Genomic DNA, 19,079 nt, shown 5'->3' on the forward strand with positions numbered 1-19,079 from the left:
GGTTAAATGTCAACAGGTAAATATCTTGCCCACGGTTAATAACTAATCTGAATTATTTAGCAAAGTGTCGCGATAATGACTCGATCAGCATTGAACTGTGCAATAACTGGGCTGCCCACGCGTAAATTAAGCTTATGCAGTTCACTGTTATTCTGTGTCGAACAGAGGCTAGCACCTCCCGCTAAGGTCAGGATAACTTCGCTGTGCTCATTACCCTGCTCGATACTGCTTACCGTCCCTGGCAGAGAGTTATCGGCTGCACCCGCCAACGCCTGGTCAGTCACCAGCTTTATCCAAGGCGCTTTGATAAGTGCTAATACTTCTTTACCGGTTGTCAGTTGTAGTCGGTCAGCACTTTGCTGGGTTATCGCCGCAGATAGCCGGGTTTTCCCGTCAGATAAAAGAATATTGACGTGTTGCTGGACATGCTGGTGGTCGCGTTCAATCAGGGTACCGAAAAATTGATTACGGGCGCTGGTTTGCAGTGAAAAACGAGAAATGGCCGCGAGTAAACTGTCCAGCGGCATTGAGTCGTCTTTCAGAGTATCAAATGCTTTTTGCTGAATTATCGCAAGTAAATCATAGAGTTGAATTAATCTCTCGCCATAACGGGTCAGAAACGTGCCGCCGCCGCCCTTGCCACCAGTCGCGCGTTCGACCAGTGTTTCCTCTGCCAATGTATTCATTTCATTAATGGCATCCCAGGCACTTTTATAGCTAATTCCGGCGAGTTTCGCGCCCTGACTGATAGATCCTGTATTTTGTATTTGTTTAAGTAATGAAATTCGTCGCGGATCGGCAAACAGTCGCTGCTGAAGTTTTAACGTAAGTAGGATTTCGGCCTGCATGATGATTTGCTCCAGCGGGAAACGGGGGTGATGACTCAACAGTCGGTCTATAGTTAATGAACATCAAGTGGATAGCACCGAGGCTCAAACCGCACTTTTGGCAGGTTACATTCTTTTAGTGTGGGTTAAAATAACTGGATTCATTCATTGGTCATATAAATTACAGCGAATGATATCTATTGGTTATTGTGATAACGTGGTTTATCGCGCTATAAAGTGGTCATGAGAGGTTGATATGTTAGATCTATTGAAAAGTCTGCTCTTTGCTGTGGTCATGGTCCCAGTAGTGATGGCAGTGATTTTGGGCCTGATCTATGGGCTGGGTGAGGTATTTAACATCATCTCCAAAAGCAGTAATAAGAAAGAACGCGCTTAATCTAAAGTCATTAAAATTTTTTGACGTGTTGGTATCCATCTTATAAATGCCTGGCGGAAGAACGCCGGGCATTTTCGTTTTTATCTTTTGCTACATTTCTTGCGCTATCTTGCGACAACTCAAGTTACCTCACATCTTGCCGATAAACTGAATGACCTGCCCGGAGTGTTGCGTTATATTTCAATGTATATAACGATATCACTCATGTGGAGAATAAGATGAAGAATCAATACGGTAAAGTGAATAAATGGGTCGCGAGTGCAGCACTGTTAGCGGCATTTTCCAGTTCGGCCATGGCGGCTGACATGACAGTTTTTGCTGCTGCCTCTTTGACCAATGCGCTGCAAGACATTGCGGCACAGTATAAAAAAGAGAAGCAAGTTGATGTCGTGGCTTCTTATGCATCCTCTTCGACTCTGGCACGCCAGATTGAACAGGGCGCACCGGCGGATTTGTTTATTTCTGCTGACCAGCAATGGATGGATTATGTCATTGATAAACAACAAATGGTGGCTAACACCCGCTATACCTTGTTAGGTAATGAGCTGGTTTTGATCGCGCCAAAAGACAGCAAAATTGATAAAGTCGAGATTGATAAAAAAACCGATTGGAAGAAATTGTTAAAGGGCGGCCGCCTGGCTGTCGGCGATCCTGATCATGTTCCTGCCGGGATTTATGCCAAAGAGTCACTGGAGAATTTAGGTGCCTGGTCAACTTTAGCCCCAGAAATGGCGCGGGCCAATAATGTCCGCAGTGCTATGGCACTGGTCGAACGGGCCGAAGCGCCACTGGGTATCGTCTATGGTTCAGATGCTATTGCCAGCGATAAAGTGAAAGTTGTGGGGGTATTCCCGGCAGCGAGTCATAAGCCGGTTGAATACCCAATGGCGATTGTCAAAGGTCATGAAAATCCTACCGTTACAGCTTTTTATGATTACCTGAAAAGCCCTGCAGCGGCAGTTATTTTCGAAAAATATGGATTTACCACACGCTAATGATATTGAGCGAGTATGAGTGGCAGGCCATCATTCTGAGCCTGAAGGTGTCTGGTGTTGCCGTGGTGTTCAGTTTGCCATTAGGTATTTTAATGGCATGGATTTTAGTGCGCTGCCGCTTTCCCGGTAAGTCCTTGTTAGACAGCGTGATTCACTTGCCACTGGTGCTACCGCCAGTGGTGATTGGTTATTTGCTGTTGATAAGCATGGGTCGGCGCGGTTTTATTGGCGAATGGCTCTATAGCTGGTTTGGCATCAATTTCAGTTTCAGTTGGCGCGGTGCGGCGTTGGCCTCGGCGGTGGTCGCTTTCCCGTTGATGGTCAGGGCCATCCGACTGGCGCTGGAAGCGGTCGATACCCGCCTGGAGCTGGCTGCACGTACCCTCGGGGCAAATCCGTGGCGGGTGTTTTTCACCATTACACTGCCGCTATCTTTACCGGGCGTCATTGCTGGCACAGTATTGTCTTTTGCCCGTTCACTGGGGGAGTTTGGCGCGACCATCACCTTTGTTTCCAATATCCCCGGCGAAACCCGCACCATTCCATTGGCAATGTACACCTTAATTGAAACACCCGGTGCTGAAGCTGCGGCTGCGCGGCTGTGTATTATCGCCATTATTCTGTCGCTGGTTTCTCTGTTGCTGTCGGAATGGTTGGCTCGTTGGGGTAAAAAACGCATGGGGGCACCATGCTAGAACTGGATTTCACTCAACAATTGGGTGATTTGAATCTGCAAGTTTCCACTAATTTACCGGCGCAAGGGATTACGGCTATTTTTGGTTTGTCGGGAGCCGGCAAAACCTCATTGATCAATGTGATTGGCGGTCTAACCCGCCCGCAGCAAGGCAAAGTTGTGCTCAATGGCCGGGTATTAGTGGATACAGAACAGCGGATTTATCTGCCGCCGGAAAAACGCCGTGTGGGGTATGTCTTTCAGGATGCCCGCTTATTCCCCCATTATCGCGTGATGGGCAATTTGCAATACGGCATGAGCCCGTCCATGCGCGGGCAGTTTGATACCATTGTCGGTTTGCTGGGGATCGAGGCGTTATTAGGCCGCTTCCCACTCACCCTGTCTGGTGGCGAAAAACAGCGGGTGGCCATTGGCCGTGCATTACTGACCGCCCCTGAGCTACTGCTGATGGATGAACCCTTGGCTTCGCTGGATTTGCCGCGTAAACGTGAGCTATTGCCGTATTTGGAGCGCTTGGCGCAAGACGTCAATACGCCGATATTGTATGTCAGCCATAGTATGGATGAGATTTTGCGTCTGGCGGATCAAGTGGTGGTGATGGATGCCGGTAAAGTTCGGGCGGTAGGTGGATTGGAGGAAGTGTGGGCCAGTAGCGCACTGCGCCCATGGCTGCAACGGGAAGAGCCGAGCAGCATATTGCGGGTGAGTGTCATTGGTCATCATGACCGCTATGCAATGACGGCATTGGCATTAGGCGACCAGCGGTTGTGGGTCGGCAAGCTGGAGGCGCAAGAGGGCGACTCAATGCGTATCCGGATTAATGCGGCCGATGTTTCATTAGTCTTGCAGCCACCGCAAAACAGCAGTATTCGTAATATCTTGCCGGTAAAAATAGCCGAGTGTCTTGAAGTTGATGGGCAGATTGATGTCAAACTGGCCGTTAGCGACCAATGGTTATGGGCCAGAATTACACCATGGGCGCGGGATGAGCTGGGGCTGAAGCCCGGTCAGTGGGTTTACGCACAGATAAAAAGTGTGTCGTTTAATCGCAAAAATTAAGCTCAACATACTGATAATGAAAGAAATAAAAAAGCGCCCATCATCAAGGCGCTTTTTTAGTCTTTAGACTTAATGATTAAGCCAATACATGCTGGCGGATAACGGCAGCAATACCCGGCTGTTCGTTATCGGCAATAACCAAATCAGCCCGTTGTTTGATGGCATCGGCGCTATTGCCCATCGCCACACCCAAACCGGCGGTCTCAAGCATGCTTAAATCATTAAAGTTATCGCCAAAAGCCACCACATCTTTCATGCTCAAACCTTGAGATTCAACCCATTGTTGCAGGCGCATCCCTTTGCTATTACCGGCTTGCGCAATATCCACCTGGTCATGCCACGACCATTCACACGCCAGCCCCATGTCATTTTCTACTTTGTTGGCGAATGCTTTTAATTGCTCAATATCGGCATGGGAAGTGGCAAATTTCCAGATAGCATTGGCGCTATGGGCAGCATCTAATAAGCTCTCGACATGCAGCAGTGTTGGGCGCTGGGCAACCGGCAATGACTCGGCCCAACTCAGGGAACGAACCACATGCCCGCTGGTTTGCTGATAGAGCATAGCGTCATCGACATACATCAACCCGTGGATATCACTTTGTTCCAGCAATTGTAATACCTGAACCGCCTGCTGGGGTTGTAATGGATTGGAATCCAAAACTTTTTTGGCTTTATAATCATAAATATAGGTGCCATTACAGCAAATTGCGGGGGTGTCTAGTGCTAAAGCCTGATAAAACGGGTGAATCGCCACATGATGGCGGCCAGTGACCACCACCACTTTCACACCTTCAGCCCGTGCTTGGGCCAGTGCGGATAAAGATTCTGGCAAAATGCGTTTCTTGCTGTCGAGAAGTGTTCCATCCAGATCCAATGCAATAATACGGTATGTCATGGCAGTCCCGGTTTTATTAAAAAGTATATAAATAATATGTTTGGATAGTATTTTCTGATGGTACACCGGATAGCAGGCTGATTAAACCTGGCTTGGGAGTGGGGGGCATAATCGGTTAAAAATAAGCGGGATAAGTTTTGAGCCGCGCGACGGCGGACTGTTGTATTATCTAGGATATAAATAATATGTTAATAGCATTGCCCAACAGGTTCGACTAAGGAGTAAAGATGAAGCAAGTGGTTTACGTGGCAAGCCCAGACAGTCAGCAGATTCATGTCTGGCAATTAGATTCCTCCGGTGCACTCACTTTACTGCAAACGGTGGAAGTACCGGGCCAGGTGCAGCCGATGACAATCAACCCCAACCAGCGCCATCTGTATGTTGGAGTTCGCCCTGACTTTGGTATTGTTAGCTACAATATTGGCGACGATGGCACCTTGACCGCCGCCGGTATGGCGCCACTGCCGGGCAGCCCAACTCATATTGGTACGGATTTACAAGGCCGTTTCTTGTTCTCTGCTTCTTACAGTTTCAACTGTGTCAGTATCAGCCCCATTGATGAGCATGGTGTGGTACAGGCACCCATTCAGCAGCTTGATGACTTACCTGCGCCGCACTCGGCAAATATTGACCCGACCAATCAAATCCTGCTGGTGCCTTGTCTGAAAGAAGACAAAGTGCGTTTATTTGATTTGAGTGCTGCGGGCAAATTGACACCACACGCACAGGCGAGTGTGACAGTTACCGCTGGTGCTGGCCCGCGTCACATGGCTTTCCACCCTAATCAGCAGGTGGCTTATTGTGTGAATGAGCTGAATAGCTCGGTTGATGTATACCAAATAAGTAATAACGGACAAGAATATAAGATTATTCAAACACTGGATGCCATGCCGGTTGGTTTTAGTGATACCCGTTGGGCATCTGATATTCATATCACGCCAAATGGCCGTCATTTGTATATTAGTGACCGTACCGCCAGTTTGTTGGGGATTTTCAGTGTTTCTGAAGATGGGCGAGAAATTGCCTTGGTCGGGCATCATCCGACTGAAGCACAGCCGCGCGGTTTCAATATTGACCACAGCGGCCAGTTCTTGATCTCTTCTGGTCAGAAATCTGATCATATTGCCGTGTATCGTATTGACCAGAACAGCGGCGAGCTGACCACGCTAAATCGCTATCCGGTCGGGAAAGGCCCGATGTGGGTCAGTATTTTGGCGAAATAGGCTATTTTACTTGCCATTTTGAATTTGGGCAGTGCTCGTAATCCTCACGTACTTTTTGTACGCTCCGGTTACTGTGCGCTGTCCGCATCCAAACTGACTGCGACAATGACGCCAATAAGGCCATTTTTCTAATTGGCACTGTCCACCGCAGAAGCCACTGCATCAGTCAGTTGAGATAATGCCTCCGACGAAATAATATAAGGCGGCATCAGGTAAATCAGCTTGCCAAAGGGCCGGATCCACACGCCGTGTTTGACAAAGCCGCGTTGTAGGTGGGCGACGTTAACCGGTTGTTTCATTTCCACTACCCCGATGGCCCCTAATACCCGCACATCAGCCACTGTTTTATGCTCTGCTAATGGTGAAAGTGCTTGTTTCAATTGTATTTCTATGGCGGAAACTTGCTGTTGCCAGTGATTTTCAGCCAATAAATTCAAACTAGCCGAGGCCACCGCGCAAGCCAGCGGGTTTGCCATAAATGTCGGCCCATGCATAAAGCACCCGGCATCACCATTACTGATGGTTTCTGCCACTTTACGGGTGGTTAGTGTGGCCGATAAAGTCAAATATCCGCCTGTAAGCGCCTTACCCAGACAGAGAATGTCCGGCACGATTTGTGCGTGTTCACAGGCAAAAAGCTTACCGGTGCGGCCAAAACCGGTGGCGATTTCATCAGCAATTAACAAAATTTTATGCTGATCGCACAATGCTCTCACTTCGCGCAGGTAGCTGGGGTGGTAAATCCGCATCCCGCCCGCGCCTTGCACTATTGGCTCTAAAATCACCGCCGCAATCTCACCAGAGTGTTTTGCTATCATCGCAGCAAAATCCGTGATGTCTTCTGGGTTCCACTCCTCATCAAAGCGGCATTGTGGCGCGGTCGCGAACAGATTTTCAGCTAAATAACCTTGATATAAACTGTGCATGGAATTCTGCGGGTCACACACTGACATCGCGCCGAAAGTATCGCCATGATAACCATGGCGTAGGGTCAAAATCCGCTGCCGCCGCTCCCCTTTTGCTTGCCAGTATTGCAATGCCATTTTCAGGGCAACCTCGACCGCCACCGAACCCGAATCGGCCAAAAACACACATTCCAGCGCCGATGGTGTCATGGCGACCAGTTGTTGGCAGAGTTTCACTGCTGGTGGATGGGTGATACCGCCAAACATCACATGCGACATTTTATCCAACTGTTGGTGTGCCGCCTGATTCAGTGCCGGGTGGTTGTATCCATGAATAGCTGCCCACCATGACGACATACCATCAATCAGCCGCCGACCATCAGCCAGTTGTAGCTCAACGCCCTCAGCCGCCACCACTGGATAGCAAGGGAGCGGGTCGGTCATTGAGGTGTAGGGGTGCCAAATATGGCGTTGGTCAAAAGCCAGGTCAGAAGGTGTCATGAGGATTTGTTGTAAACCAAATTGATGTAAGAATGGTTGACAGTATATCGAGTTTATTTACACTGACGACACTTTTTTCTCTTCCTTAGAGAGGCCGTAATGGCAAATTATATTCGCTGGACAGTCGGGCAAGCCCAAGCCCTGTTTGAAAAACCTTTGTTGGATTTATTGTTTGAAGCACAGCTTGTTCATCGTCAGCATTTTGATCCGCGCCAGGTTCAGGTCAGTACCTTGTTGTCGATTAAAACCGGTGCTTGCCCGGAAGATTGCAAATATTGCCCACAAAGTTCGCGCTACAAAACCGGGCTGGAAAGTGAGCGATTAATGCAGGTCGAGCAAGTGCTGGAGTCAGCGAAAAAAGCCAAAGCGGCGGGTTCAACGCGTTTCTGTATGGGGGCGGCCTGGAAAAACCCACATGAACGCGATATGCCTTATCTGGAAAAAATGGTCGAAGGTGTCAAGGCGATGGGCATGGAAACCTGCATGACACTTGGCACCTTGGACAAGCAGCAAGCCCACCGTTTGGCCGATGCCGGGTTGGATTATTACAATCACAATCTGGATACCTCCCCGGAGTTCTATGGCAGTGTCATTACCACCCGCAGTTATCAGGAGCGGCTCGATACCCTAAGCGAAGTGCGTGATGCGGGCATTAAAGTCTGCTCCGGTGGGATTGTCGGGCTGGGGGAGACGGTTCGTGACCGCGCCGGGCTATTAGTGCAACTGGCGAATTTGCCGAAACCACCGGAAAGTGTGCCGATCAACATGCTGGTCAAAGTGAAAGGCACCCCAATGGAAAATAACGAAGATGTGGATGCTTTCGAATTCATTCGCACTATCGCGATTGCCCGCATCATGATGCCCACCTCCTATGTGCGGCTCTCTGCTGGCCGCGAGCAGATGAATGAACAGACCCAGGCCATGTGCTTTATGGCGGGGGCCAATTCCATTTTCTACGGCTGCAAATTACTCACCACACCGAACCCGGAAGAAGATAAAGATTTACAACTGTTCCGCAAATTGGGGCTGAATCCACAACACACGGCAACCGATCACGGCGATCGTGAACAGCAGCAAGTCTTGGCCGAGCAATTGTTATCAGATAAATCATTGCACGGCGACTCATCGCCCGAAGACTCAGTTCAATTTTATAACGCGGCTGTCTGATGAGCTGGCAGGACAAAATAGAGCAGGGTTTGCAGCAACGGCGCGATGCAGCCGCTTATCGCAGTCGCCAAATGAATGACGGCGCTAATGGGCGCTGGTTGCAGACCGGCGCACGGCAATATCTTAACTTTTCCAGTAATGATTATTTGGGATTGAGTCAGGATGCCGCGGTGATTGCGGCCTGGCAGCAAGGGGCGCAGCGCTATGGCGTGGGTAGCGGTGGCTCCGGCCATGTGACGGGCTACAGCTTGCCTCATGCCCAATTGGAACAGCAATTGGCTGACTGGCTGGGTTACCCGCGCGCGTTGTTATTTATCTCCGGTTATGCGGCTAATCAGGCGGTATTGGCGGCGATAACTGCCGCCGATGACCGAATTTTGGCGGATAAACTCAGTCACGCCTCTTTGCTGGAGGCCGCTGCACACTCGCCAGCTCAACTGCGGCGTTTTGCTCATAATCACCCCGATTCCCTGCAAAAACTGCTCAATAAGCCGTGTTCAGGGCAAACTTTGGTGGTGACGGAAGGCGTTTTTAGCATGGATGGCGACAGCGCGCCATTGGCGGCTATACACCAACACACTGCGGCGGCAGGGGGCTGGTTATTAGTGGATGATGCCCACGGTATCGGCGTGCGGGGTGACGCGGGGCGGGGCAGTTGCCAGTTACAAGGGGTGAAACCCGAGCTATTGGTGGTCACTTTTGGCAAGGCGTTTGGGTTAAGCGGCGCGGCAGTATTGTGTCAGGAACCTGTCGCCGAATATTTGCTGCAATATGCGCGTCACCTGATTTACAGCACCGCAATGCCGCCAGCACAGGCCTGTGCGTTACAAGCCGCATTACTGCGTATTCAGCAAGGTGATGATTTGCGGCAACAGCTTCAGCTGCGTATTGCGCAATTTCGCCACGGTGCGGCAAATTTACCGCTGCCATTAGGGGCATCTGAAACTGCCATCCAGCCGCTCTTGGTGGGCGATAATCAGCAGACCCTGGCATTGGCGGAACAGCTACGCGCAGCGGGGTTGTGGGTCACGGCTATTCGCCCGCCGACAGTTCCCCCTGGTGGTGCCCGATTGCGCATTACCCTGAGTGCGGCTCATCAAAGTGAAGATATCGACCAGCTGCTGGAGGTGCTATATGGCGTTTGCCACTGAGAATGCACCGCCCGTATGGGGTAAGAAGCGGGCAGTGAATCAGCCGACAGTGAATAAATCAAAAGTGAATAAACCGGCGATTGCCGCAGCTTTTAGTCGGGCGGCTGGCAGCTACGACACCGCTGCCGATTTACAGCGGGAAACCGGCCATACCTTGCTGGCCCTCGGCGCGCAGCATCCGGGGCAAAGGGTATTGGATGCGGGCTGCGGCACCGGGCATTTTTCTCGCCTGTGGCGCGAGCGCGGTAAGCGGGTTATTGCATTGGATTTGGCGGCTGGGATGCTGGAGCACGCCCGCCAACACCAGGCCGCCGATGACTATCTTCTCGCCGATATTGAAAATATTCCGCTAGCAGATCAATCAGTTGATATCAGTTTTAGCAACTTGGCGGTGCAGTGGTGTGCCGATTTACCGGTGGCGCTGGCTGAACTTTATCGGGTTACACGCCGTGGGGGAATCATTCTGTTTTCAACACTGGCGAGTGGCTCGCTTGATGAGTTGGGGCGGGCATGGCAACAGGTTGATGGCAAGCGGCATGTGAATGATTTCCTGCCATTTCAACATATTAGTGCGGCTTGCCAAGATTACCGACACACTCTGACACCGCAGTTATATCAGCAACAATTTCCGAATGTCATTGCGCTTATGCGTTCGCTACAGGGCATTGGTGCCACACATGTGCATCAGGGGCGTGAGGCTGGGTTGAGTGGCCGCCAACGCCTAATGGCCTTAGAGTGCGCTTATAACAGGCAATCCAGTTATTTCCCGCTGAGTTACCATTTAGTTTATGGGGTTATTTATCGTGACTAAACGTTGGTTTATCACCGGCACAGATACTGATGTCGGTAAGACAGTTGCCAGCTGTGCATTATTACAAGCTGCTGCACTTGAGGGATATCGCACTGCCGGTTATAAACCGGTGGCCTCGGGCAGCCAGATGACGGCTGATGGTTTGCGTAACAGTGATGCGCTGGCATTACAGGCCAACAGCACTCAAGTATTGTCTTATGCACAGGTGAACCCGCTGACATTGCTGGAGGCGACCTCGCCACATATTGCCAGTGTAAGTGAAGGGCAAGAGATTCATTTGTCTGTGTTATCTGAAGGGTTGCGCCAGCTTGAGCAATCCGCTGACTGGATACTGGTCGAGGGGGCGGGTGGCTGGTTTACGCCACTTTCTTCACAAGCCACTTTTGCTGATTGGGTGCAACAAGAACAATTGCCGGTGATTATGGTTGTTGGGATAAAATTGGGGTGCATTAATCATGCATTGTTGACCGCTTTGGCTATTAAGCAGGCGGGGCTGAGTCTGGTGGGCTGGGTCGCTAATGAAGTGATCCCCGCGGGGCGGCGACAAGCTGAATACATGGCAACACTGACACAGATGATCAGCGCCCCCTTATTGGGCGTGATTCCTCATTTGGATGATCTGGCTGATAATCCTGCGACGACGCGCTCTGATCTGGGTGACTATCTGGATTTAAGTTTGCTGGCTGTGGCGCGGTAAATACGCATTTTTAGTTAGTTGGTATTGAAAAGGGCTAATACCGGTTATTAGCCCACTTTTTCTTTTGGCACCAATATGCTGCTGACGGAGCTTGCCTGCGCCATATCAACTGGCTAAATGCTCAATAATCATATTTTCATCCAACTGATCTAATGTCCCTTGTGCCACATTTCTGCCGTCCGCCATCAGACAGAATCTATCCGCAACATGTTGAATAAACGGCAATCTATGCTCGACTAACAATACTGTCATGCCAAAGCTGCTGCTGAGTTGGTGCAATATATTACTGATTTCTTCACGTAATGGCGGCAATACACCACTGCCCGGCTCATCAAGGATAAGCAACTCCGGCTCGGTCACCAGTGCACGAGCAATAGCCAACTGCTGCTGCTGATTGCGGCTCAGTTCGCCACCCCGCAGACTGCGTTTATCATATAGCTGGGGAAACAACTCAAAAACCCAGCCCGGAATATGGCGCGATGGATGGCGGCCAGCCAACACGGCTATCAACATATTCTCCTCGACACTCATTTGGGAAAATATCTGTTGCCCTTGAGGAACATAGCCGATACCCAGCGCGGTGCGCTCCTCGACAGGATGCTGTAGCAAATTCTGTGGTGGTTCATGGTTAGGCTGCCAGGTCATGGTGCCACTTTTAATTGGCAGATGGCCCATGATGCAATTAATTAACGTGGTTTTCCCTACGCCGTTGCGGCCAATTAGGCAGGTACATTGGCCGCGAGGAATCTCCAGATTGATATCCCAAAGGATATGATTCTGCCCATAGTATTGATTTACAGCGGTTAAACTCAGCATCAGTGCTTCTCCTTAGTCAGTCTCAGTTGTTCACAGGTATCCCGGTGTTCTGTAACGGCTAGTGAGGATTAACCAGCAAATCTGCATACTGGGTAGCGGCAGCACAGCATAAAAACCATCTTTTTGACGAGTGGTTGTGAGTATCTCTCTATCAAGATCAAGCAACTCTTGGGCCAAGTTGCGCTGAAGCGAGCTAAAATATGTATGTTAATGGGCTGTAAATAGTTTTGGCGCGCGAAGATATACTCAAATAGCCCAAACCGTGGGAGGGATCGGAGGGGAGTGGCATTTTTTTGCACTTAAGCAGTGCTATCAAGCATAACATGGTGCAAAAAATATAGTCATGCAGGTGATTGTTAAGTTTGTACACGTAGAATGCTGAAATTATAGAATTAGCAAATAGATTTATTAGCACTAATTGAAATATGCGGTGAAATAAATATGTAAAAAAAACACTAAAAAAGCCAGTTTGTCACAATTAAATCGCTAAGCTTTGCTTTTCGCCAACACGCGGCCCTTATGGGCTTGAATGAGTTATCCACCATTCCTGTGGATAACCTTGTGCATTAGCCATAGAAAACTGATGGCAAGCGAGAGCGGACGCGGCTTACGCTCATGTTGTCCGGATTCTCGGCTTTTTGGTAATTTATTTAAATTTCAATTGGTTAATTAAAATCAAGCACTCAAAAATATAACTAATACATATGGATGAACTTTAATCAATTGACTATCAATAATGTATTTATGTGAACGGCTGGGGATAAAATACGTTTAGGGTGCAAATGTTAGCAACATGTCACTGTAACAATGCAAAGGATATCGCATTGAGAGCTATTTCGGCATTTTGCTGCTTGAAGCTGGTTTTATATCCAGTATCATAGCAGTGGAAAAAATCTATGGGGCTTTCATAATTAGCCTCCTGACAGTGTGTATTTCTCCGGCGGGTAGCAAATTCATGAGTAAATTATTCAAACTACATTCTGAGTTTAAGCCAGCGGGTGATCAGCCTGAGGCCATCCGTAAACTGGAGGAGGGGTTGGAAAATGGTCTGGCCCATCAGACGCTGTTGGGGGTGACGGGGTCGGGCAAAACCTTTACGGTTGCCAATGTTATTGCTGATTTGAATCGGCCCACTATGGTATTAGCGCCCAACAAAACCTTGGCGGCACAGCTTTATGGCGAGATGAAAGAGTTTTTCCCCGATAATGCGGTGGAATATTTCGTCTCCTACTATGACTATTATCAGCCCGAAGCCTATGTCCCAAGCTCTGATACCTTTATTGAGAAAGATGCCTCGGTAAACGAGCATATTGAGCAAATGCGGCTGTCAGCGACTAAAGCCCTGCTGGAGCGACGCGATGTGGTGGTGGTGGCCTCGGTCTCCGCCATTTATGGTTTGGGTGATCCCGACTTATACCTGAAAATGATGCTGCATTTAACCAAGGGCATGATAATTGATCAGCGCGCAATTTTACGGCGCTTGTCAGAATTGCAATATAGCCGCAATGACCAAGTGTTTCAGCGCGGAACTTTCCGGGTGCGTGGCGAGGTTATTGACATCTTCCCAGCGGAATCTGATGAGTGGGCGGTGCGGGTTGAATTATTTGATGAAGAAGTTGAGCGACTGTCCATTTTTGATCCGCTCACCGGCCAACTACAGCATGAAGTTCCCCGTTTTACTGTCTATCCTAAAACGCACTACGTTACCCCGAGGGAGCGTATTTTACAGGCGATGGAAGACATCAAAATTGAGCTAGCTGAGCGGCGTCAGGTGTTATTAGCCAACAATAAATTGGTTGAAGAACAGCGGATTACACAGCGAACTCAGTTTGATCTCGAAATGATGAATGAACTGGGCTACTGCTCCGGCATTGAAAACTATTCCCGCTATCTTTCTGGTCGTGGCCCGGGTGAAGCGCCGCCAACCCTCTTTGATTACCTCCCGGCGGATGGTTTGCTGATTGTGGATGAATCCCACGTTACCATCCCGCAAATCGGCGGCATGTACAAAGGTGACCGTTCGCGGAAAGAAACCTTGGTGGAATATGGCTTCCGGCTGCCATCGGCGCTGGATAACCGCCCAATGCGCTTTGAAGAGTTTGAGGCGCTGGCGCCGCAAACCATTTATGTCTCTGCCACTCCCGGCAAATACGAACTGGAGAAATCCGGTGGCGATATTATTGAACAGGTGGTGCGCCCAACCGGCTTGCTCGATCCATTGATTGAAGTGCGCCCGGTGGCAACACAAGTGGATGATTTGCTGTCAGAGATCCGCATCCGCGCGGCGATTAATGAGCGGGTACTGGTGACCACGCTGACTAAGCGGATGGCCGAAGACTTAACGGAGTATCTGGTAGAACATGGTGCGCGGGTGCGTTACTTGCATTCGGATATTGACACCGTTGAGCGCGTAGAGATTATTCGCGATTTGCGTCTGGGCGAGTTTGATGTGCTGGTGGGGATCAACTTACTGCGAGAAGGGCTGGATATGCCGGAGGTTTCTCTTGTCGCTATCCTTGATGCTGATAAAGAGGGGTTCCTGCGCTCCGAGCGCTCCTTAATCCAGACCATTGGCCGTGCAGCACGTAACCTCAATGGTAAAGCAATTCTTTATGGTGACAGAATTACGGCCTCGATGGAAAAAGCCATTGGTGAAACGCAGCGCCGCCGGGCTAAGCAGCAAACTTACAATGAAGAGCGCGGCATTATTCCACAGGGACTTAACAAGAAGGTCGGCGATATTTTGCAATTGGGCCAACCTTCACTGCGCGGTAAAGGGAAAGGGCGGGGCGGTAAAGTGGCTGATACCCACGATTACCAATCTCTGGCACCGAAAGCGCTTGACCAAAAAATCCGGGAGTTGGAAGCGAAAATGTACACACACGCGCAAAATCTGGAGTTCGAACAGGCGGCAGAATTACGCGATCAAGTACACCAGTTGCGCCAGCAATTCATCGCTATATCTTAATATCTTGCGGCATACCTCGATTCCTCGTAAGGTGTGCTGCTAAATTTAGGGTTAATAGATAAATAAACAGGGCAAATGATGAGCGACCATGTATCAAAAGATCCGTTACACGGCATTACCCTTGAACAACTGTTGACCAAACTGGTCGAGCACTATGGCTGGGAAGAGTTAGCACACCGCATTCGGATCAACTGTTTCATCAGCTCACCGAGTATTAAATCTAGTTTGAAGTTTTTGCGGCGAACTCCGTGGGCGCGCACTAAAGTGGAAGAGCTATATATCCACATGAATGATACTGCGGCTTTGGAAGAAAAATTTCGTCACTCACAGGACTAGCCCACTGACACAGAATTAGCCCCACCCAATTGCTGTAAGGTGGTTTCTAGTGCTTGGCGCAGTAGCTCCCGATCATGACGATAAGGGATATCTTTGGCTTCCAAGGGCTGTTGTACAATGATTCTGTCCCTAACGCCATTGATATCAATGCGTGGGCTGACAATTGCGGCATCAATGATTTTTCTGCCAATCTTACTTTCCATTATTGTCAGCTTTTCGTGCAAAGACAACTCAGCGGCGGCAACACTTAGCTCGCGCCCCAGATTGCCAATATAAATCATACTGGCAGAGCTGCGCCGTAGAGCTTGAGTGAGATCATCGAGCAATAACAGTGGCATTAAGCTCGTCAAAAAACTGCCCGGCCCGATTAAGATAACATCCGCCTGGCTGATAGCTTCAATTGCTTCCTTCGTCGCATGGACATGGGGTGATAGCAGCAAATCTTTCGGCATATGTGCAAGTTGGTCAATGTTGACTTCACCGTAAATCGGGTGCCCTTCAGCATCGATGGCCATCAAGTCGACGGGCTGTTCTGACATTGGGATCAACCAGGCATCGATTTTCAGCAAGCTACGCACCAGATTAATGGCTTCAAGAGGGCGGATACTAAGATGGTCCAGCGATTTGAGCATTAAATTGCCCAGATTATGGCCCGCTAGCTCACCATTGCCAGTAAAACGGTATTCGAACATTGCGGAAGCTACACTGGGTTCAGTGATCAATTGATTCAGGCAATTACGAGTATCCCCCCAGGCAATTCCACCCTCGGATCGGCGTATGCGGCCGGTCGAACCCCCATTATCAGTGGTGGTAACAATACCGGTCAGGCGTGAACCTAAAGAAGAAAGAGCTGACATCACCCGCCCCAGCCCATGGCCTCCACCTAATGCAACTACCCGGTCGAGATCCGCTAATGTGCGATTTCGCATATTTTTCCTGCCTAAATATTGTAATAAGCATAGCTAATGGGGAAATTGCTGCATAAGTTAACGGATTTGCTGCCAAAACGCGATAAAAGCCATGGTTTTCGTGATTTTAAACAAAGTATTAGCTTCGGAATAAAATAAGCTCAATAACCTTGGGTTTTGTATTGTAAGTCGTTGTATATAAAAATATATAACGTAAAACAGCGATTGGCTATCTTGCCGTTTTAGCGTTAGAATCTGTAAAGAAAGTAAGGTTTTTAGCCGCTAGCCGCTGTAACGAATTTTGCTTTTTAACCATGGTTCAGTTAGCTGTGAGCAAGCAGCACCTGAGCGCAAACTCCTAGCCTTGGTGTCTACGTTGTTGCTTTTATGGACAATATGATGCTCTGGCCGTGGCTTTATGCCACCAGGGTGCGAGGTAGAAATGCCTGCATCTCCCGTATTTGGAAAGGTGTTATGGTACAACTTACAGACGCATTTGCGCGCAAATTCTATTATTTGCGCCTATCGATTACTGATGTGTGCAATTTTCGCTGCACATATTGCCTGCCCGATGGCTATCGCCCGGACGGATTAAAAAGTTTCCTGAGCCTTGACGAAATAAGTCGCGTCAGCCGTGCATTTGCCATGCTAGGAACTGAAAAGATCCGTTTAACCGGCGGCGAGCCGTCCATGCGCCGCGATTTCACCGATATTATCGCTACCATTCGTCAAAATTCCGCAATCCGCACTTTGGCGGTGACCACCAATGGTTATCGTTTAGCGCGTGATGCCGCTCAGTGGCGTGAGGCGGGGTTGACGGCGATTAATGTCAGTGTTGATAGCCTCGACCCTCGGCAATTTCATGCCATCACCGGGCAAGATAAATTCCATCAAGTGATGCAAGGTATTGATGCGGCTTTTGATGCGGGTTTTGAGAAAGTCAAAATCAATGCGGTGTTGATGCGGGATGTTAATGACAAGAATCTTGGGGCATTCCTTAACTGGATAAAATCTCGCCCCATTCAACTGCGATTTATTGAATTGATGGAGACCGGTGAGGGCGGCAATGTGTTCCGCAAACACCATGTTTCCGGTGATGTCATTCGTCAGCAATTACTCCTGCAAGGCTGGCAACAGCAAGAACGTGCGCGCAGTGATGGCCCAGCTCAAGTCTTCCATCATCCGGACTACTTAGGGGAGATTGGGCTTATCATGCCGTATGAGAAAGACTTCTGTGCCAGTTGCAACCGTCTGCGTGTTTCTGCACTGGGAAACCTGCATTTATGCTTATTTGGCGAGCAGGGTATTTCGCTGCGTGATTTGCTAGGCAGTGATGACCAGCAATATGAATTAATGGCGCGCATTCAAAGTGCATTGCAAACCAAGAAGCAAACTCATTTCTTGCATCAAGGGAATAGCGGCATTACGCAAAATTTATCATTTATTGGTGGCTGATCGGCTGCAACATTAAGAACAGAGGTTATATATGACCCAATTGACTCACATTAATGCCGCCGGCGAAGCCCATATGGTGGATGTCTCTGCCAAAGCGGAAACTGTGCGTGAAGCACGTGCGGAAGCTTTTGTTGAAATGCATGCCGCGACATTGGCGATGATTATTGATGGTAGCCATCATAAAGGTGATGTGTTTGCCACCGCACGGATCGCCGGTATTCAAGCCGCAAAAAAAACGTGGGAATTGATTCCCCTGTGCCACCCACTATTGCTGACCAAAGTCGAAGTTCAGTTGGAAGCACAGCCGGAACACAATCGGGTTCGCATTGAGTCCTGCTGCCGCCTGACGGGTAAAACTGGGGTGGAAATGGAAGCTTTGACAGCGGCATCCGTCGCAGCACTGACCATTTACGACATGTGTAAAGCCGTACAAAAGGACATGATAATTGGCCCGGTTCGCCTGTTGGCGAAAAGTGGCGGGAAATCCGGTGATTTTAAGGTGAAGCCATGATTCAGATTCTATTTTTTGCTCAGGTGCGTGAGCTGGTGGGGGTTGATCGCTTGGAAGTGGCGGCGGAGTTTTCAACCGTCGACGCTTTGCGCCAATCCTTGTGTCAACGAGGTGACCGCTGGCAGTTGGCTCTTGAAGAAGGGAAATTGCTCACGGCAGTGAATCAATCGCTGGTCAATGCTCAACACCCCTTAGCCGCAGGGGATGAAGTGGCTTTCTTCCCACCGGTGACGGGAGGTTAATGATGGACAACACGCGCATTCGTGTCGGGCCAGCAGCATTTAATGTCGGCGAAGAATACACTTGGTTGTCGCAGTGTGATGAAGACGGGGCGGTGGTGACCTTTACCGGCAAAGTCCGTAATCATAATTTGGGTAGCAATGTCAGTGCGTTGACACTAGAACATTACCCTGGCATGACAGAAAAAGCGCTGGTTGAAATTATTGCTCAAGCACGTAGCCGCTGGCCCTTACAGCGCGTGTCAGTGATTCATCGGGTTGGGCCATTGTTCCCCGGAGATGAAATCGTCTTTGTTGGCGTGACCAGCGCTCATCGCAGCATGGCGTTTGAGTCTGCTGAGTTTATTATGGACTATCTGAAAACACGGGCACCATTTTGGAAACGCGAAGCAACCACTGATGGCGAACGTTGGGTTGAATCACGCGACAGTGATCATGCCGCAGCTAAGCGCTGGTAAACTGTAAGTAAACCCGTGTAAAGATTGGCCCTAAATACCTATTTTTACTCCCTTGTTTGCCCT

20 protein-coding genes and 1 riboswitch are annotated in these 19,079 nt (G+C 49.4%); of the genes, 15 read left to right on the forward strand and 5 right to left on the reverse strand.

What is annotated here, in order from left to right:
• Positions 1-56 precede the first annotated feature (56 nt).
• On the reverse strand, positions 57-848 hold the full coding sequence (modE, locus tag DXZ79_RS06985; protein WP_038634588.1) for a molybdenum-dependent transcriptional regulator: 792 nt from the start codon (positions 846-848) through the stop codon (positions 57-59).
• A gap of 235 nt (positions 849-1,083) precedes the next feature.
• On the opposite strand from modE, the gene DXZ79_RS06990 reads away from it, so the two are divergent.
• The 4 genes from DXZ79_RS06990 (at position 1,084) to modC (ending at position 3,972) form a co-directional block, all read left to right on the forward strand.
• Positions 1,084-1,224, forward strand: a complete 141-nt coding sequence (locus DXZ79_RS06990; RefSeq protein ID WP_038634585.1) for an AcrZ family multidrug efflux pump-associated protein — start codon at positions 1,084-1,086, stop codon at positions 1,222-1,224.
• Between the two features lie 218 nt (positions 1,225-1,442).
• Positions 1,443-2,219, forward strand: a complete 777-nt coding sequence (gene modA / locus DXZ79_RS06995; protein WP_120011174.1) for a molybdate ABC transporter substrate-binding protein — start codon at positions 1,443-1,445, stop codon at positions 2,217-2,219.
• A complete protein-coding gene (gene modB, locus DXZ79_RS07000) occupies positions 2,219-2,914 on the forward strand; it encodes a molybdate ABC transporter permease subunit (protein WP_038634579.1) in 696 nt (231 codons plus the stop codon). Before modA ends, modB begins: the two co-directional genes overlap by 1 nt.
• A complete protein-coding gene (gene modC / locus DXZ79_RS07005) occupies positions 2,908-3,972 on the forward strand; it encodes a molybdenum ABC transporter ATP-binding protein ModC (protein ID WP_038634577.1) in 1,065 nt (354 codons plus the stop codon). The genes modB and modC overlap by 7 nt, the downstream gene beginning before the upstream one ends.
• Before the next feature lie 76 nt (positions 3,973-4,048).
• On the opposite strand, the gene DXZ79_RS07010 is transcribed toward modC, so the two are convergent.
• A complete protein-coding gene (locus DXZ79_RS07010) occupies positions 4,049-4,870 on the reverse strand; it encodes a pyridoxal phosphatase (RefSeq protein WP_038634576.1) in 822 nt (273 codons plus the stop codon).
• Between the two features lie 227 nt (positions 4,871-5,097).
• Between DXZ79_RS07010 and pgl the strand changes: the two genes are divergently transcribed.
• Positions 5,098-6,093: a 6-phosphogluconolactonase gene (gene pgl, locus DXZ79_RS07015; RefSeq protein WP_120011175.1), complete on the forward strand. Its 996-nt coding sequence runs from the start codon at positions 5,098-5,100 to the stop codon at positions 6,091-6,093.
• A 128-nt stretch (positions 6,094-6,221) separates the two neighbouring features.
• On the opposite strand, the gene bioA is transcribed toward pgl, so the two are convergent.
• On the reverse strand, positions 6,222-7,499 hold the full coding sequence (gene bioA / locus DXZ79_RS07020) for an adenosylmethionine--8-amino-7-oxononanoate transaminase (protein ID WP_038634572.1): 1,278 nt from the start codon (positions 7,497-7,499) through the stop codon (positions 6,222-6,224).
• A 99-nt stretch (positions 7,500-7,598) separates the two neighbouring features.
• Here bioA and bioB point away from each other — a divergent pair, with 99 nt between their 5' ends.
• Genes bioB through bioD form a run of 4 tightly spaced genes read left to right on the forward strand, consistent with a single transcriptional unit; the run spans position 7,599 to position 11,325 of the window.
• Entirely contained in the window at positions 7,599-8,666 is a 1,068-nt protein-coding gene (gene bioB / locus DXZ79_RS07025) for a biotin synthase BioB (protein ID WP_038634570.1), read from the forward strand.
• Positions 8,666-9,817 carry an 8-amino-7-oxononanoate synthase gene (bioF, locus tag DXZ79_RS07030; protein WP_050291432.1) on the forward strand — a complete coding sequence of 384 codons (1,152 nt, stop codon included), beginning with the start codon at positions 8,666-8,668 and terminating at the stop codon, positions 9,815-9,817. Before bioB ends, bioF begins: the two co-directional genes overlap by 1 nt.
• Positions 9,801-10,628 carry a malonyl-ACP O-methyltransferase BioC gene (gene bioC, locus DXZ79_RS07035; protein WP_038634563.1) on the forward strand — a complete coding sequence of 276 codons (828 nt, stop codon included), beginning with the start codon at positions 9,801-9,803 and terminating at the stop codon, positions 10,626-10,628. The genes bioF and bioC overlap by 17 nt, the downstream gene beginning before the upstream one ends.
• On the forward strand, positions 10,621-11,325 hold the full coding sequence (gene bioD, locus DXZ79_RS07040; protein ID WP_050291431.1) for a dethiobiotin synthase: 705 nt from the start codon (positions 10,621-10,623) through the stop codon (positions 11,323-11,325). The genes bioC and bioD overlap by 8 nt, the downstream gene beginning before the upstream one ends.
• A 105-nt stretch (positions 11,326-11,430) precedes the next feature.
• Here the strand turns inward: bioD and DXZ79_RS07045 are convergent, their stop codons facing one another.
• A complete protein-coding gene (locus tag DXZ79_RS07045; protein ID WP_038634556.1) occupies positions 11,431-12,141 on the reverse strand; it encodes an ABC transporter ATP-binding protein in 711 nt (236 codons plus the stop codon).
• Positions 12,142-13,096: 955 nt separating this feature from the next.
• On the opposite strand from DXZ79_RS07045, the gene uvrB reads away from it, so the two are divergent.
• A complete protein-coding gene (gene uvrB, locus DXZ79_RS07050) occupies positions 13,097-15,109 on the forward strand; it encodes an excinuclease ABC subunit UvrB (protein WP_050291521.1) in 2,013 nt (670 codons plus the stop codon).
• 78 nt (positions 15,110-15,187) lie between these two features.
• Positions 15,188-15,445 (forward strand): VF530 family protein, encoded by a 258-nt coding sequence (locus DXZ79_RS07055; protein ID WP_038634553.1) that lies wholly within the window; start codon positions 15,188-15,190, stop codon positions 15,443-15,445.
• Here DXZ79_RS07055 and yvcK read toward each other — a convergent pair.
• Positions 15,442-16,374, reverse strand: coding sequence for a uridine diphosphate-N-acetylglucosamine-binding protein YvcK (gene yvcK, locus DXZ79_RS07060; protein ID WP_038634551.1), 933 nt, complete (start codon positions 16,372-16,374; stop codon positions 15,442-15,444). The two genes, DXZ79_RS07055 and yvcK, sit on opposite strands and share 4 nt — an antisense overlap.
• A gap of 322 nt (positions 16,375-16,696) precedes the next feature.
• A riboswitch (molybdenum cofactor riboswitch) is annotated at positions 16,697-16,841 on the forward strand.
• Between yvcK and moaA the strand changes: the two genes are divergently transcribed.
• From moaA to moaE, 4 genes are all read left to right on the forward strand, one after another.
• Entirely contained in the window at positions 16,828-17,808 is a 981-nt protein-coding gene (gene moaA, locus DXZ79_RS07065) for a GTP 3',8-cyclase MoaA (protein WP_050291430.1), read from the forward strand. It overlaps the preceding riboswitch by 14 nt.
• Before the next feature lie 31 nt (positions 17,809-17,839).
• Positions 17,840-18,319: a cyclic pyranopterin monophosphate synthase MoaC gene (moaC, locus tag DXZ79_RS07070; protein ID WP_038634545.1), complete on the forward strand. Its 480-nt coding sequence runs from the start codon at positions 17,840-17,842 to the stop codon at positions 18,317-18,319.
• The gene (moaD, locus tag DXZ79_RS07075; protein WP_038634541.1) at positions 18,316-18,561 is read left to right on the forward strand and encodes a molybdopterin synthase sulfur carrier subunit; all 246 of its coding nucleotides are present in this window, start codon (positions 18,316-18,318) and stop codon (positions 18,559-18,561) included. The genes moaC and moaD overlap by 4 nt, the downstream gene beginning before the upstream one ends.
• A gap of 2 nt (positions 18,562-18,563) precedes the next feature.
• Entirely contained in the window at positions 18,564-19,016 is a 453-nt protein-coding gene (gene moaE / locus DXZ79_RS07080; protein ID WP_162928772.1) for a molybdopterin synthase catalytic subunit MoaE, read from the forward strand.
• The last annotated feature ends 63 nt before the right edge of the window (positions 19,017-19,079 follow it).

Origin of the sequence: Yersinia rochesterensis, assembly GCF_003600645.1 — a bacterium.
Taxonomy (GTDB): Bacteria; Pseudomonadota; Gammaproteobacteria; order Enterobacterales; family Enterobacteriaceae; genus Yersinia; species Yersinia rochesterensis.

Excerpts from the sequence above, each read along its gene's own strand:
- DXZ79_RS06990 (WP_038634585.1), top strand. The coding sequence starts at position 1,084 with ATGTTAGATCTATTGAAAAGTCTGCTCTTTGCTGTGGTCATGGTCCCA.
- uvrB (WP_050291521.1), top strand. The coding sequence starts at position 13,097 with ATGAGTAAATTATTCAAACTACATTCTGAGTTTAAGCCAGCGGGTGAT.
- bioA (WP_038634572.1), bottom strand. The coding sequence starts at position 7,499 with ATGACACCTTCTGACCTGGCTTTTGACCAACGCCATATTTGGCACCCC.
- DXZ79_RS07055 (WP_038634553.1), top strand. The coding sequence starts at position 15,188 with ATGAGCGACCATGTATCAAAAGATCCGTTACACGGCATTACCCTTGAA.
- yvcK (WP_038634551.1), bottom strand. The coding sequence starts at position 16,374 with ATGCGAAATCGCACATTAGCGGATCTCGACCGGGTAGTTGCATTAGGT.
- pgl (WP_120011175.1), top strand. The coding sequence starts at position 5,098 with ATGAAGCAAGTGGTTTACGTGGCAAGCCCAGACAGTCAGCAGATTCAT.
- bioC (WP_038634563.1), top strand. The coding sequence starts at position 9,801 with ATGGCGTTTGCCACTGAGAATGCACCGCCCGTATGGGGTAAGAAGCGG.
- modE (WP_038634588.1), bottom strand. The coding sequence starts at position 848 with ATGCAGGCCGAAATCCTACTTACGTTAAAACTTCAGCAGCGACTGTTT.
- modA (WP_120011174.1), top strand. The coding sequence starts at position 1,443 with ATGAAGAATCAATACGGTAAAGTGAATAAATGGGTCGCGAGTGCAGCA.
- moaC (WP_038634545.1), top strand. The coding sequence starts at position 17,840 with ATGACCCAATTGACTCACATTAATGCCGCCGGCGAAGCCCATATGGTG.
- moaD (WP_038634541.1), top strand. The coding sequence starts at position 18,316 with ATGATTCAGATTCTATTTTTTGCTCAGGTGCGTGAGCTGGTGGGGGTT.
- DXZ79_RS07045 (WP_038634556.1), bottom strand. The coding sequence starts at position 12,141 with ATGCTGAGTTTAACCGCTGTAAATCAATACTATGGGCAGAATCATATC.
- moaE (WP_162928772.1), top strand. The coding sequence starts at position 18,564 with ATGGACAACACGCGCATTCGTGTCGGGCCAGCAGCATTTAATGTCGGC.
- moaA (WP_050291430.1), top strand. The coding sequence starts at position 16,828 with ATGGTACAACTTACAGACGCATTTGCGCGCAAATTCTATTATTTGCGC.
- modB (WP_038634579.1), top strand. The coding sequence starts at position 2,219 with ATGATATTGAGCGAGTATGAGTGGCAGGCCATCATTCTGAGCCTGAAG.
- bioB (WP_038634570.1), top strand. The coding sequence starts at position 7,599 with ATGGCAAATTATATTCGCTGGACAGTCGGGCAAGCCCAAGCCCTGTTT.
- DXZ79_RS07010 (WP_038634576.1), bottom strand. The coding sequence starts at position 4,870 with ATGACATACCGTATTATTGCATTGGATCTGGATGGAACACTTCTCGAC.
- modC (WP_038634577.1), top strand. The coding sequence starts at position 2,908 with ATGCTAGAACTGGATTTCACTCAACAATTGGGTGATTTGAATCTGCAA.
- bioF (WP_050291432.1), top strand. The coding sequence starts at position 8,666 with ATGAGCTGGCAGGACAAAATAGAGCAGGGTTTGCAGCAACGGCGCGAT.